The sequence below is a fragment of the Mycolicibacterium doricum genome, from assembly GCF_010728155.1.
GTDB lineage: Bacteria > Actinomycetota > Actinomycetes > Mycobacteriales > Mycobacteriaceae > Mycobacterium > Mycobacterium doricum.
Genome location: NZ_AP022605.1, coordinates 2,523,821 through 2,537,414 on the forward strand (window position 1 = coordinate 2,523,821; position 13,594 = coordinate 2,537,414).

Annotated in this window: 11 protein-coding genes and 2 pseudogenes; 4 read left to right on the forward strand and 9 right to left on the reverse strand. The window is 65.8% G+C overall.

Annotated elements, in window-relative coordinates; all coding sequences use genetic code 11:
• Window positions 1-107: 107 nt before the first annotated feature.
• A complete protein-coding gene (locus G6N07_RS12360) occupies window positions 108-2,441 on the reverse strand; it encodes a Tex family protein (RefSeq protein ID WP_085191413.1) in 2,334 nt (777 codons plus the stop codon).
• A gap of 131 nt (window positions 2,442-2,572) precedes the next feature.
• Window positions 2,573-3,040 carry a hypothetical protein gene (locus G6N07_RS12365; protein WP_085191415.1) on the reverse strand — a complete coding sequence of 156 codons (468 nt, stop codon included), beginning with the start codon at window positions 3,038-3,040 and terminating at the stop codon, window positions 2,573-2,575.
• Window positions 3,041-3,165: 125 nt separating this feature from the next.
• Between G6N07_RS12365 and G6N07_RS12370 the strand changes: the two genes are divergently transcribed.
• The 3 genes and pseudogenes from G6N07_RS12370 (at window position 3,166) to G6N07_RS21000 (ending at window position 5,934) form a co-directional block, all read left to right on the forward strand.
• Window positions 3,166-4,209: an NAD(P)-dependent alcohol dehydrogenase gene (locus tag G6N07_RS12370; protein WP_085191416.1), complete on the forward strand. Its 1,044-nt coding sequence runs from the start codon at window positions 3,166-3,168 to the stop codon at window positions 4,207-4,209.
• A 534-nt stretch (window positions 4,210-4,743) separates the two neighbouring features.
• Window positions 4,744-5,016, forward strand: a pseudogene (locus G6N07_RS20995) (lytic transglycosylase domain-containing protein); the annotation flags it as partial.
• A 120-nt stretch (window positions 5,017-5,136) separates the two neighbouring features.
• Entirely contained in the window at window positions 5,137-5,934 is a 798-nt protein-coding gene (locus tag G6N07_RS21000) for a DUF1460 domain-containing protein (RefSeq protein ID WP_372507527.1), read from the forward strand.
• A gap of 74 nt (window positions 5,935-6,008) precedes the next feature.
• Here the strand turns inward: G6N07_RS21000 and G6N07_RS12380 are convergent, their stop codons facing one another.
• Both G6N07_RS12380 and G6N07_RS12385 read right to left on the reverse strand, forming a co-directional pair.
• A complete protein-coding gene (locus tag G6N07_RS12380) occupies window positions 6,009-6,572 on the reverse strand; it encodes a hypothetical protein (protein WP_085191419.1) in 564 nt (187 codons plus the stop codon).
• 163 nt (window positions 6,573-6,735) lie between these two features.
• On the reverse strand, window positions 6,736-7,425 hold the full coding sequence (locus G6N07_RS12385) for a TetR/AcrR family transcriptional regulator (RefSeq protein ID WP_085191420.1): 690 nt from the start codon (window positions 7,423-7,425) through the stop codon (window positions 6,736-6,738).
• A 100-nt stretch (window positions 7,426-7,525) separates the two neighbouring features.
• Here G6N07_RS12385 and G6N07_RS12390 point away from each other — a divergent pair, with 100 nt between their 5' ends.
• On the forward strand, window positions 7,526-8,038 hold the full coding sequence (locus G6N07_RS12390; RefSeq protein ID WP_085191439.1) for a PaaI family thioesterase: 513 nt from the start codon (window positions 7,526-7,528) through the stop codon (window positions 8,036-8,038).
• A 95-nt stretch (window positions 8,039-8,133) separates the two neighbouring features.
• On the opposite strand, the pseudogene G6N07_RS12395 reads toward G6N07_RS12390, so the two are convergent.
• The 5 genes and pseudogenes from G6N07_RS12395 to G6N07_RS12415 form a co-directional block, all read right to left on the reverse strand.
• Window positions 8,134-9,192, reverse strand: a pseudogene (locus G6N07_RS12395) (LLM class flavin-dependent oxidoreductase).
• A 138-nt stretch (window positions 9,193-9,330) separates the two neighbouring features.
• A complete protein-coding gene (locus tag G6N07_RS12400; protein ID WP_163784187.1) occupies window positions 9,331-10,437 on the reverse strand; it encodes an NDMA-dependent alcohol dehydrogenase in 1,107 nt (368 codons plus the stop codon).
• A gap of 145 nt (window positions 10,438-10,582) precedes the next feature.
• A complete protein-coding gene (locus G6N07_RS12405; RefSeq protein WP_085189959.1) occupies window positions 10,583-11,785 on the reverse strand; it encodes an NAD(P)/FAD-dependent oxidoreductase in 1,203 nt (400 codons plus the stop codon).
• Window positions 11,782-13,122: a cytochrome P450 gene (locus G6N07_RS12410; protein WP_085189983.1), complete on the reverse strand. Its 1,341-nt coding sequence runs from the start codon at window positions 13,120-13,122 to the stop codon at window positions 11,782-11,784. The genes G6N07_RS12405 and G6N07_RS12410 overlap by 4 nt, the downstream gene beginning before the upstream one ends.
• A 71-nt stretch (window positions 13,123-13,193) precedes the next feature.
• Window positions 13,194-13,514, reverse strand: coding sequence for a 2Fe-2S iron-sulfur cluster-binding protein (locus G6N07_RS12415; RefSeq protein ID WP_085189957.1), 321 nt, complete (start codon window positions 13,512-13,514; stop codon window positions 13,194-13,196).
• Between the last annotated feature and the right edge of the window lie 80 nt (window positions 13,515-13,594).

Below are 13,594 nucleotides of genomic sequence, written 5' to 3' on the forward strand. Positions count from 1 at the left end.
GTGGTGATCCTGCTCCCCCGGCGAGGGTCAGAACGTGCGTCCGGGTCGATCCCATCAACGCATGCCTCAGTCTGGGATGCCGAAGAGGCTTCTGGGGCGGGCAAGCGCTAACGGACGAAGCCGGCGTCACGCAATGCCTGCGCCATCGACCCCGAAGAGGCCGTGTCCCGCCGATTGTCGTCTCGCTTTGGGCTTCGTCTGGACTGTGGCCGCTGGGTGGGAGCATCGCGGGGTGATTCGGCCTTGCCCCGCTGCGGGGTGTCGCCGAGACGAAGGCTCAGCCCGATCCGCTGCCGGTCCACGTCGACGTCGACGACCTTGACCCGCACCACCTGACCGGACCGCACCACCTCATGGGGGTCGGACACGAAGCGGTCAGCCATCGCGGACACGTGGACCAGACCGTCCTGATGCACGCCCACATCGACGAACGCGCCGAACGCCGCCACGTTGGTGACCACGCCATCGAGCACCATACCGACCTTCAGGTCGGCGACCTTCTCCACACCGGCGGCGAAGGTCACCGTCGAGAACGCCGGGCGCGGGTCACGTCCGGGCTTCTGGAGTTCGGCGAGGATGTCGCTGACCGTGGGGATGCCGAACCGGTCGTCGGCAAAATCGGCCGGTTTCAGGGAGCGCAGTTGCCGTTCGTTGCCGATGATCTCGGCCAGCGTGACACCAGAACGGTCCAGAATCCGCCGCACCATGGGATAGGCCTCGGGATGGACACCTGAGGCGTCGAGCGGGTCTTCGCCGCCGGTGATCCGCAGGAAGCCCGCACATTGTTCGAAAGCCTTGGGGCCGAGGCGCGGAACGTCGAGCAGCGACTTGCGGTTGCGGAACGGGCCCGTCTTCTCGCGATGGCTGACGATCGCCTCGGCGAGGGTGTCGGTGACCCCGGACACCCGCGAAAGAAGCGGAACCGAGGCCGTGTTCAGGTCGACGCCCACCGCGTTGACAGCATCCTCTACGACGGCGTCGAGACTGCGTGCGAGTGTCCCCGGCGTCACGTCGTGCTGATACTGGCCCACGCCGATGGACTTCGGCTCGATCTTCACCAGTTCGGCGAGCGGATCCTGCAACCGGCGGGCGATGGACACCGCGCCCCGCAACGTCACGTCGAGTTCTGGCAGTTCGTGCGCGGCGTACGCCGATGCCGAGTACACCGAAGCCCCGGCCTCACTGACCGTCGCCTTCACCGGCGGCTTGGCCCCCGAGGCGGCGATGTCGGCGATGAGTTCGGCTGCCAGAGCGTCTGTTTCGCGCGAGGCGGTGCCGTTGCCGACGGCGATCAACTCGACACCGTGACGGGCGACCAGCGCCGCGAGGGTGGCCTTGGCCTGATCCCACTGCCTCTGCGGCTGGTGCGGGAAGACCGCGCAGGAGTCGACGACCTTGCCGATGCCGTCCACGACAGCGACCTTGACGCCGGTGCGGAAACCGGGGTCCAGACCGAGGGTGCTGCGGGAACCGGCCGGTGCGGCGAGCAGCAAATCCTTGAGGTTGCGGGCAAATACTGCGACCGCATCCTCTTCGGCCCGTTGCCGCAGGCGGATGCGGGCGGCGACGGCCGCCGAGACCATCAGCTTGACCCGCCACGCCAACCCCACGGTGGTCGCCAGCCATGGCGTCGCGGAGGCCGTCGAGGTCATGTCGATGCCGAGGGTCCGCGCCGCCATCGCAAGGTAGACGTCGTCGTCTCCCCCGTCGAAGTTCAGCGACAGCACCTCTTCCTTCTCACCGCGCATCACGGCGAGCACCCGGTGCGAGGGCATGTTCTGCAGCGGTTCGCAGAACTCGAAGTAGTCGCGGAACTTCTGGGCCGCCGGCGCCTTGGCCGCGTCGTCGGACCGGGGTGAGGTGCGCAGCGACCCGTCGTTCCAAAATCTCTCGCGTACGGCGCCGACCAGGTCGGCGTCCTCGGCTGCGCGCTCGATCAGAATGTGGCGTGCCCCGTCGAGCGCGGCGGCCGCATCGGGCACGCCGTCGGTCAGGAACTGCCCGGCCACCACCTCGGGGACAAGGGTCGGGTAGGCCAGCAGGCGGTCGGCGAGCGGTTCGAGACCTGCTTCACGGGCGATCTGCGCTTTCGCGCGCCGCTTGGGCTTGTACGGCAGGTAGATGTCCTCGACCCTCGACTTGGTGTCGGCGGTCAGCAGCGCGGTTCGCACGTCGTCGGTGAGTCTGCCCTGGCCTTCGATGGAAGTCAGCACAGCGGCCCGCCGGTCGTCGAGTTCACGCAGGTAGGTCAGGCGTTCCTCGGCCATTCGCAGCTGTGCGTCGTCGAGGCTGCCGGTGACCTCCTTGCGGTAGCGGGCGATGAACGGCACGGTGGCGCCTTCGTCGAGCAACCGGACGGCGGCCGCCACCTGCCCCTCACTGACGTCGAGCTCCTCAGCGAGACGGGCGTTTACGGATTTGACGGTCAGGCTCGCAGTCACGCCGGGACCTTACCGAAGGCTGGCGACAACTCTGCGGCGGTCAGTCGTCGCGGCGATCGACACCCACCTCCGGCGAATCCCGCTTAACACGCCGAACTCAACGCGAACTCAACGCGAACTCAATGCCGAACTCAATGCCGAACGGGTCGACGCTGCTCGACGGTTTGGGCGGACACCGCGGCCGGGGTAGCGGAACGGCGCCGCAGGGCGGCGTCGGCGCGGTTGCACCGCCGGTCGAGGACCCGCAAGTCGCGCTGGGCGAGCGTGCGACTGATGGCGGTGAGCTGATCGAGCTGTTCCCAGCTCAGACCGTCGAGGTCGCCGTCCGTGTCGTGGGTCGCCACGACCACGCCCCCGCGCAGGAGCGGTACGTTCTTCGCGGTGAACCCGGTGGCGGCAAGGAGTAACTCGGTGGCGCTGCGGTTGACCCGGCGTTGGCAGCGCCGCGTGGTGGGCGTAAACCAGAAGTCGAACTGCCGATCGCCGCTGGACAGACTTTCCAAGCCGTAATCGCTCACCAGGTCGGCGATCTCGGCTTTGCTGAAGGCGCGGGTTTCGCCCACCACGCCCACGGGATTGATATACAGGACGGTGTTCATGAGGGTCCGTTTCTGCCGATGTCCGTTTGAGAGGGGCTCTCGGTAAGAGGCTTGCCGTGATACTGGTGTGATAAACGTGAAATTTGGGACTGATATGACAGACGGGGTATTGAGGAGTTGATGGTGTGAAGGCAATGCAACTCACGGCATGGAAAACGCCTCCGCAGATCCGGGAGGTCCCGGAACCCGAAGCCGGCCCGGGGCAGGTGGTGATCCGGGTCGCCGGGGCGGGTGCATGCCATTCGGATCTGCACCTGCTGCACGATTTCGAGGCCGGCATGATGCCGTGGAATCCGCCGTTCACGCTCGGACACGAGAACGCAGGCTGGGTGCACACCATCGGCGCCGGGGTGAGCGGCCTGCAGGTAGGCGAACCGGTCGCGGTGTACGGGCCGTGGGGATGCGGCCGGTGCAAACGGTGTCAGGTCGGCATGGAAAACTACTGTGAACGCGCGGCTGACCAACCCGCCGCGGGGGGTGGGCTCGGCTACGACGGCGGCATGGCCCAGTACATGCTGGTGCCGGCGGCCCGGCTCCTGGTACCGCTCGGCGACCTGGATCCCGTCGACGCCGCACCCCTGACCGACGCGGCGCTGACGCCGTATCACGCCGTCAAACGATCCCTGCCGTTACTGACGCCCGGGGCGACCGCGGTGGCGATCGGCATCGGCGGGCTGGGTCACATGGGGGTCCAGATACTGCGCGCGTTGACCGCCGCTCGCATCATCGCCGTGGACACCCGCCCGGAGGCCCTGCGCCTGGCTGAGCAGAGTGGCGCCGACCACGCCGTTCGGTCCGGCGCCGACGCCGCAGACGAAATCCGCGAACTCACAGAGGGCCGAGGCGCCGACGTCGTCGTGGATTTCGTCGGGGTCGACGCCACCATGGCGCTGGCCACCGCGGTCGCCCGGCCACTCTCGGACATTACGGTCGTGGGCATCGGTGGGGGCAGTGTGCCGTTCGGCTTCTTCTCGGTGCCTTATGAGGCGCGCCTCGCCACGACCTACTGGGGGTCGCGGCCCGAGCTCATGGAGGTGCTCGACCTGGCCCGCCAGGGACGGATCAAGACCGTGGTGCACCGGTTCACGCTCGACGAAGCGCCGATGGTCTACGAGCGTCTCGCCGCCGGCGAGTTCACCGGCAGGGCGGTGATCACCCCGAACGCGTAACTGTGCGACCGTCGGGTGTAACGCGATATCGGGAGTTGACCACCTTTGAGCCACGACCATCCCATGGCCGCCCTGCTTCGGAATGCGACACCGTCGCTTCTCATCGTCATCGCAGTGGCGGCCGGCGGTTGCTCTCCGTCGAGCGAGCCGGCCGCCACGCCTTCTCCGCCTGTCGCGGGGGGAGCACCCTCCCCCGCCCCGCGGGCGGATTCCGAACCGCCGACACTGCGCCTGGCGGCCGATCCGGTACGGATCGTCGAGGACCTCCTCGCCGACGAGCGGGCGTTGCGTGACCCGTCGTCGCCGGAGGCGGTAATGGTGGCGGCCGCTCGACGCCAGCAACTGGCCTATCGGGCGCTGGGGCGCCACCCGGAGTGGGATGCGATCGTGCGGCCTCGGGTCCCAGCCTGGCTAATCGAGGTCTACGACCGCAACGTCAGCGCGCGCCGCCAGCTCACGTCGCTGAGCAAGGGCGATGCGAAACCCACCCTGCCGGCCTGGCGGATCGTCGCCCCGCGACCGGCCGACGAGTTGATGGGTTACTACCGCGAGGCGCAGAAGACCTTCGGCGTCGGCTGGAACTATCTGGCGGCGATCAACCTGGTGGAGACGGCGTTCGGACGTATCGCCGGGGTCAGTACGGCCGGCGCACAGGGACCGATGCAGTTCATGCCGGCCACCTTCGAGGCTTACGGCGGCGGCGGCGACATCACCTCGCCGCACGACAGCATCATGGCCGCGGGCCGCTATCTGGCCGCCAACGATTTCGCCCGCAACCCCGACGGCGCGCTATGGCGGTACAACAACTCGAGCGAGTATGTGCGGGCGGTCAGCGATTACGCGGCGGCGCTCGCCCGCGATCGGGGCGCCTTCGCCGGCTTCTACCGCTGGGACGTCTACTACAACTCGACGGCCGGTGACGTGGTGTTGCCCGTCGGCTACAGCGCAACCGCACCGATCCCCGTCACCGCCTATCTGGCCAACCACCCGCTCGAGCCGCCGGTCGTACGCGTCGCGGGCCGAAGCGAGAAGATCCTCGGGGATCTGCTCCGGGTGCGCAACCACGCTGTGCTCGCACAGGCTCCGTCATTGGCCGAGTCCGTCTCCCGGCAGTTCCTCGGGGTGCCGTACGGCGCCGACACCCTGGTCGGTTCGGCGACCGGGCCCGAGGAACTCGTCGTCAACGTCGAGGCGGTGGACTGCTTCACCTACGCCGACTATGTCGAGGCCCTCAAGCGCGCCGACGACCGCGAGGAGTTCGTCGACCGTCTCATCGAGGTCCGCTACAAGTACGGCGTCGTCGGTTTCCGCAACCGGAGGCACTTCTTCACCGACTGGTCGACGGCCGCACCTGCAATCGCGACAGACGTGACCGCGAACCTCGGCGCGAAGTCGGTCACGGTGGCCAAGCGCCTCAACCGCAAGGACGACGGCGGGGTGTATTTACCCGGACTACCCGAGGTGTCGCGGGAGATTACCTACATCCCGAGCGGGGCGGTCGGCGACACGGTGGTGGACGGTCTGCGCACCGGCGACTACATCGGGGCGTATGCCGCCGACGGCGGTCTCGACGTCACGCACGTCGGGATCTTCGTCGACACACCCGAGGGACCGGCCGTGCGCAACGCCTCCTCGCTGCCGACGAACAACAAGGTTGTCGACGATCCGTTCTTCGATTACGTGGCAACCGTCCCGGGGATCGTGGTGCTACGCGCGACGCAGTGACGGCGGCTGTCAGGCCGGCGGTCGACACCCCGGGCGCATCGGCGGTAGCGTCACCAGCTCACCGACAATGACGCTTACTGCTCGAGCTCGCCGTCGTCAACCTGGGTCACTGCTGGTGGGATTTCGCTACGACGCCCGGTGCTGGCGGACCGGAGCAACTCGTAGACGATCGCGACGGCGAACACCCCCACGATGGCGAAGGACAGGACGCCCGCCAGGTGCAGCTCGGGCAGGAGCACGATCAGTGCGGCAGCGGTCAGCAGTTTGGCTGCTGCGACGCTACAACTGGTCACGATGCGCGAATGCACACAGCTCAGCGGCCCGGGTAGCCGGCCCCGGCCGCTGCTCGACGGGTGCCGCTGGTCGGCAACGAATCCGCGCACGTCGTTCCACTGGTACCTCGCCGGGTACACCAGCAACTCGACCGCCAGCAGCACCACCACGGCGCGCACCACCGACTCGCCGGTGACACCACCGGCGCTGAGGACTCCGATCCCGTAGGTGACGGGGATCAGCAGCCCTTTCGTCAGGTCCTTCCGCCTCGGCATCGGCAGGTACCCCGCCATGCTGCGCGACCGGAGGTCCGAAGCACCGACCGCGGACGGTGGGCCGGCCAGCGCGACCTCGGGCGGAATCATACCCCGCCAGATTCCCGTATCTTCGTCCCACAAACCAGGCATCTCGGCGGTTTCGGTTGACGACGAGCATCCTTGAGTTGCCGTGGCCGACGTGATTGTAGTGAACGCCACGACAGCTCGAAGACTCGAAGACAGCCGACTGGGCACTGTGAATCGGTTGTGGCTAGCGAGCCAGGCGCGCGGGCCCCGTCTTTTTGATCGCGGACTTAGCCCCCTTGTTGATGTGGCTCTCGGTCTTGCGGTGGGCGGCGAGAAAGTCGTCCACGAGGTTCGCGCAGTCGTCGTGAGTGATGGTGCGAATCCCGGTCATCCGGGCGAACGCGAGTGGGCCGACGAGTTGACAGAGCGCCAGTTCCCTGTCGAAGTCGTCGAGTTGGGCTTGCGCTTTCGGGCTGGTGAGTATCGCGTCAAACGGTTGCCGGTATTGGTCGACAACTCGGGCCCGCAACGCCCCGGATGTGTGGCGGTCATCCGCTTCGTTACTGGGGCCGGTGAAGCCCAGGGAGAGCCATGCCAGCGTCGTGACATGCAGGGGCGCGTTGAAGAGAGCGGCTAGGCGGCTGAGCGATTCGACCAGCTGGTCACGGACGGGTCCGCTGTTCGGTGCCGGAGTTGTCACTTGCGGAAGCAGGCGTTCGAACGTCGCTGCGAGCAGGTGGGACGAACTTTGGAAGTGCCGGTACAGCGTGGTTCTGGCCACTTTGGACGCTTTGGTGACGGCATCGACGGTGACCGCTTCTACGCCACCGGTGCTCAGCAGGGTTGCGGCTGCATCCAGCAGCCGAGTTCGTGACCGGATACGCCGAGGGTCCACGTCGTCGTCAGCGACTGGCGCTTCCTGACTGTCGCTCACTCATTCACCTCGGCGGTCGATCGTCACCCGATGCTGTCCGTAGTGTACCAGTGTGGTACTAACAGTAGCGCAGCGAAACCGATCGTATTGGAGCGTGATGGTGCCAGAGAGCGTGTTGCCGCCGGAGCGGCTGCCTTCGCACACCACGACGTGCATGGGTTGCGGCCCGGACAATCCCCACGGGTTGCAGTTGGTGGTGCATCGCAGCGGCGACGCGGTGTACACCGATGTGACTTTCGACGAGCGTCATAGCGGGGCCCCGGGTTTAGCGCATGGCGGGGCAGTGGCCGCCGCATGTGATGACGTCCTGGGCTTCACTTTGTGGATCGCCGGCACCCCCGCGGTGACACGCACCCTGACGGTGGAGTACCTGCGGCCGGTGCGGCTGCATCAGCCCCACCGGATTACTGCCCACATCACTTCTCGTGAAGGACGGGCGCTGCATGTCACGGCGACAGGCACGGGTGAGGGTGGAGTCGCCCACTTCACCGCCAGTGCGGTGTTCATCGAGGTCAGTCCGGAGCACTTCGCCGCACACGGCGATGTCAGCGCTTTCGGCGATCTTATGGAGCAGTTCTCGCCCCGCGGCGGCCTTGACGACGGACCATCATGACGCTCCCCATGCTGACAGCGACGGCGGGAATCCGACCAGTCGTGGCTGAGGACGGGGCGACGTCGGCGGCAGTGTCGGAATGGGCAGTGTCGGAATCAGGTGTCGGTGTGGACGGAAGGGTCGGACCGCCCTCGCGACATCGAGGCCGGTGAGCATTCCCGGATGATGCTGTGGAGGTTCTGCTGCACGCGTTCCGGGGCGATGCCGACCGACGGTGAGTACAGCATGATGTGGTCGAGGACGCCTTCGTAGCGTCTCAGCTGTTCTCGGACTTGGTCTGCCGACCCGGCGACGCCCATGGTGTCGATCATCTCGTCGGACACCGCGGCGAACATCCCCGGGAAATCACGTCGGGCGAATGCTTCCCGGATGGCTCGGCCCTCCGTGGCGAAGCCGTTCACGTCCAGTACCGTCTCGTAGGATTTGACCGAGGAGTAGAACGCAATCTGCTGGCCCAGTTCGCGTCTGGCGACCTCGGCGTCGTCGTGGATGGAGCACATGACCATGGAGATGACTTCGACCCCAATGGGGTCACGGCCCGTGCGCGTCGCGCCCCTGGCGATGGCGGGCCGGACGACCTCCTCGACGTAGGTGGTGGTGAATAGGGGATGTCCGGCCAGCCCGTCAGCCACCCGCCCGGCCGCCTCGCACATTCGGGGGCGGACACCGGCGGTGATGATCGGGATCGGTCGGCTGAGGGGTTGCACGTCGCCGGTCGGAATGAGGTTCATGGTGTAGAAGCGGCCCTCGTGATGGACCGGGCCTTCATGCAGGTTCCAGATCCGTCGCAGCAGCGTCACGAGTTCTTCCATCCGCAACGCGGGTGCGGAGGTGTCGAGCACGCCGTGCCAGTCGCTCATCATCCGTTTGGTGCCGTTGCCGAGGCCCAACACCAGTCGCCCATTGGAGAGTTCATCGAGGTCGCGCGCCTAGGTGGCCAGCACCAAGGGGCTTCGGCCGACGCCGTAGAGAATCGAGGAACCGATCCGGCAGTCCTGTGTGCTGTTGGCCATCGCCGCCATGGAGATCGATCCAGACCGGGAGTAGAACTCCGAGGCCCATGCGGCGTCGAACCCGGCCGCATCGGCGGCTCGGGCGGTCTCACCCAGCGACTTCAGATCCGCGCCGAGAACCGACAGGCCGTAGGTGCTCACAACTGGCCTCCTGCGCGCCGGCGTAGGCGTCGAACATGACGGCGCTGGGTGAGACCGCCGCCTCGTCGCGGGCTCCTTCGACGAGCAGGGTGCTCCGCGTTCTGCAGCGTCGTCTCCGCCCCAGTTTTGACTGCTGTATCAGAATCGGATGAGTCCTCGGATGTTGCGGCCTGATCGCATGTCTGCGTAGCCGTCGTTGATCTGATCGAGGGTGTATTCACGGGTGACCAACTCGTCGAGTTTGAGATGTCCGGAGTTGTAGAGTTCGACGAGCCGCGGGATGTCGTGTACGGCGTTGGACGAGCCGTAGAGGGCACCGCGGATCTGCTTTTCATACAGCGTCAATTCCAGCAGTGAGCCCGACATTGAGGTGTCTTCGGGGTGTCCGATCGCGGTGATGACCACACGGCCGCGTTTACCGACCAGCGACAGCGCCTCGGCGGTGTAGGCCGCTTCGGCGACGCCGGTGGTCAAGATGCAGACGTCGGCGAGTTTGCCGCGGGTGATGTCGCTGATCAGTGCCCAGGCCTCATCGACGGTGGCAACGGCATGCGTCGCGCCGAAACCGCCGGCTTGTTCGCGTTTGAACTCCACCGGGTCGACGGCCACGATGGCCAACGCGCCGGCGATGCGGGCGCCTTGAATCGCATTCATCCCGATGCCGCCGGCGCCGATCACGACCACCGTGTCCCCGGCCCGCACTTCGCCGGTGCGCACCGCCGAGCCGTAACCGGTCGTGACACCGCAACCGATCAAAGCCGCCTTGTCCAACGGTGTCCCGTGGTCGACTCTGACCACGGACGCCTTCGGTACCACGGTGTATTCCGAGAACGTGCCCAGCAAGCACATCTGGCCGATGTCCTCACCGCGGGCATGGAAGCGGTAGGTGCCGTCGATCTGGGGTCCCATCATGATCGCCGCACCCATGTCGCACAGATTTCCCATCCCCCGCGCACAGTAAGAGCAGTGCCCGCAGGACGGCAGGAACGTCAGGATGACCGAATCCCCCTCGGCGATGTCCTCGACGCCTGCACCCACCTCCACCACGGTGCCGGCGCCTTCGTGACCACCGACGACAGGAAGCGGAAAGGGTAGGTCGCCGGTCACCAGATGCTCGTCCGAATGGCACAACCCGGTCGCGGTCAGCTGGACCAGCACTTCGTCGGGGCCCGGAGGATCCAACTCGACCTCTTCGACCTCCCACTTCTCTCCCAGGCCCCAGAGCACCGCAGCGCGTGTCTTCATATGTGTCTCCTCAACGTCGATGTTTCGGTAGCAGTGAATGTTCGGTAGCAGTGAATGTTCGGTAGCAGTGAACGGCTGATTTACACCAGCGTTTCGACGGTGAGGTCACCGCCGGGGATACCTGTCGCGCCACGGAACCGTCACCTCAGGCCGAGCCGGCGAGCATCAGTTCGGTCCGGTCGAACGGGACTTGCGCCATGATGGCTCGCTTGCTGAACATGAAGTCGCGGGGCCGGTTGATGCAGTCGGCGGCAATGAGTTCGCCGGCACGGAGGTAGTAGCAGGTGAAGTCGCGGTCGGCGGTCGGGTCGCCGCTGAGGACCACTTCGTCGTACCCCGTGTTGAGACCGGCGATCTGGAGCTTGAGGTCGTATTGATCTGACCAGAACCATGGCAGCGCCAGGATTTTCTTCGACTTACCGCACATGGTGGCGGCGGCCACTTTGGCCTGTTCACCTGCGCTGGGCACGGACTCCAGGCGGATGCGACGGCCGTAACGGGCCATGTGGTGGCTGGTGCAGTCCCCGGCAGCCAGGATGTCGGGGTCGCTGGTCCGGGCCTGGTCGTCGATCACGACGCCGTTGTCGATGGCCAGGCCCGCGGCGGCAGCGAGATCGGTGTTCGGCTCGACGCCGATGCCGACAATGACGAGGTCGGCGGGAATCGATTCACCACTGGCCAGGATCACTTCGCGGACCCTACCGTCGCCGGACATGGCGTCGACCAGGGCGTCCGTCCGGATGTTGACGCCCTCCTCCCGGTGGACCCGGTCGAAGAACGCCGACACTTCGGGGGCGGTGACCCGTTGGAGTACGCGCTCGGTGGCCTCGAGCACGGTGACCTCCAGACCCAGTGCGCGCAAGGAGGCGGCCGTTTCCAGTCCGATGTAACCACCCCCGACGATCACGGCCCGGCGCCCGGCCCTGGCGCCCTCTCTAATCATCGCGACGTCCGCCGCAGTGCGTAGGTAACACACCCCGGCCAGGTCGGCTCCAGGGATGCACAGCCGGCGAGGCCGCGCACCTGTGCACAGCGCGAGCTTGTCGTACGGCAGTACCTCGCCGTTATTCAGCACGACATGACGAGCCGGGCGGTCGATCGCCACCACCGTGGCATCCAGAACTTGGATTTGCTGCTTGGTGTAGAACTCCGGGCTGCGGATCGCGAGTTCGGCCAGTCCGCATTTGTCGGCCAGGTAGGCCTTCGACAGCGGGGGCCGCTGGTAGGGCAACGCCGACTCGTTGCCGACCAGGACGATCTCGCCGTCCCACCCTTCTTGGCGAAGACTGGCCACGAGCTGAGCGCCCGCGTGGCTGGCGCCCACGATCACCGCTCGCCGCAAGGTCATGCGGCAACTTTCGGGGTGAGGCGAACCATCAGCTTGCTGATCCCCCTCACGAAGTTCGACTGCACGTACTCGGGTTCGCCGACGACTTCGATGTTCTCGAAACGGGGAAGCAACTCCTCCCACAGAATCCGCAGCTGCATCTCGGCCAGCCGGTTGCCCATACAGCGGTGGATGCCAAAACCGAACGAAATGTGGTTACGGGCGTTGGAGCGATCGATGATGAGCTCATCGGGCCGATCGAACACCCGTTCGTCGCGGTTACCCGAGGCGTACCACATTAGGACCTTGTCACCCTTGCGGATGAACTGCCCGTTCAGCATGGTGTCGGCCTTGGCGATCCGGCGCATATGGGCGAGCGGCGTTTGCCAACGGATGATCTCCGAAACCATGTTGGGGATCAGGCCGGGGTTCGCCTTCAGCTTCTCGAACTGGTCAGGGAACTCGTTGAGCGCGAGGACACCACCGCTCATGGAATTGCGCGTTGTATCGTTGCCGCCCACGATCAGCAACACCAAGTTGCCCAGGAACTCCATTGGGCGGTCGAGCAGGTCCTTGGTGCTCTCGTCGCGCTGCAACATGGTGATCAGATCGAAGCCGGGCTCCTCCCCGGCAGCCGTCCGGGCTGCCTTGTCCCGCCAGTGAGCGCTGAGACCTCGAGCCATATCGACCATGCCACGAAATATCTCATCGTTGTCCGACGGTCCACCGTTGGCTTGCTCCATAGAGGTGGCAAGATCGGACCATTGGACGAGCTTGCTCCGCTGCTCGAACGGGAAGTCCAGCAGTGTGGCGAGCATCCGCGCGGTTAGCTCGATAGAGACGTGCTGCACCCAGTTGAACGGTTCGCCGAGCGGGAGACCGTCGAGCACATCTCTGACCCGCTCGCGGATGAGGCTTTCCATCTCACGCAGGTTCTTCGGGGCGACCACCCCTTGGACAGCGGCCCGCTGCCTGTCGTGTTCTGGCGGATCCATCGCGATGAACATCGCAATGTCCATGAAACGCGGCGGGTTCCCGATGACGATGAACGGCTCGGAGGAGAAGACCTCGTGGTTCTTGTCGACGGCCACGATGTCGGCATGCCGCGTCACCGACCAGAAGGGGCCGAACGCGCTGTGGGCCTGATAGTGCACAGGAGCCTCGTTGCGCAGGCGCTCGAAATAGGACTTCCAGAGACCCTGACGGTAGAGGAACGGATTGCTCAGGTCGATGTCGGCCAGTTCCACTTCGTCGACCGGCGGGAGCGGTCGCTCGGTGAAAATCTTCTGACCGTTGGTGCCGGTGACCAAGCGCCGCGTCTTGTCGTAAAGGTGGGCGCCTTGGATTATCCGTTCCATCGGAATGGTCGCCTGAACCTTGGCGGTGACCGCCTCGCGAATATTCGTCACGTCTACGTGTCCTCTCGTTGTCACATCTGAAACTCTGGTGTGTGGACGATCAAGCCATCCCATGCCTCGGAAACGGCCATCTGGCAGGACAGCCGGGAGGTCGGCTGACGCTCGGGGCTCATCTCGAGCATCTCTTCTTCAGTGGGTCCGGAGCGGCCGACCTGATCGGACCACTGCGGGTCGACGATCACATGGCAGGTGCCGCACGCGGCTTCTCCTCCGCAGTCGCCGTCGATGCCGGGCACCCCATTGTTGGTCGCGATCTGCATCAGCGACTTACCCTCCTCGAGAGGTACCTCGTGCTTTTCGCCCTCGTGGGAGACGAAGGTGACAACGGCCATAACCAACTCCTCTTACGTTGTCCTCGGTGTGAATACGTCCTTGGTGTGAATACTTGTTAACAGTTTTGCCGAAGATGAGC

What these genes read in the sequence shown, in the direction of transcription:
- G6N07_RS12365 (WP_085191415.1), bottom strand. Translation starts at nt 3,040, where the DNA reads ATGAACACCGTCCTGTATATCAATCCCGTGGGCGTGGTGGGCGAAACC.
- G6N07_RS12380 (WP_085191419.1), bottom strand. Translation starts at nt 6,572, where the DNA reads ATGATTCCGCCCGAGGTCGCGCTGGCCGGCCCACCGTCCGCGGTCGGT.
- G6N07_RS12400 (WP_163784187.1), bottom strand. Translation starts at nt 10,437, where the DNA reads ATGAAGACACGCGCTGCGGTGCTCTGGGGCCTGGGAGAGAAGTGGGAG.
- G6N07_RS12405 (WP_085189959.1), bottom strand. Translation starts at nt 11,785, where the DNA reads ATGACCTTGCGGCGAGCGGTGATCGTGGGCGCCAGCCACGCGGGCGCT.
- G6N07_RS12410 (WP_085189983.1), bottom strand. Translation starts at nt 13,122, where the DNA reads ATGGAACGGATAATCCAAGGCGCCCACCTTTACGACAAGACGCGGCGC.
- G6N07_RS12415 (WP_085189957.1), bottom strand. Translation starts at nt 13,514, where the DNA reads ATGGCCGTTGTCACCTTCGTCTCCCACGAGGGCGAAAAGCACGAGGTA.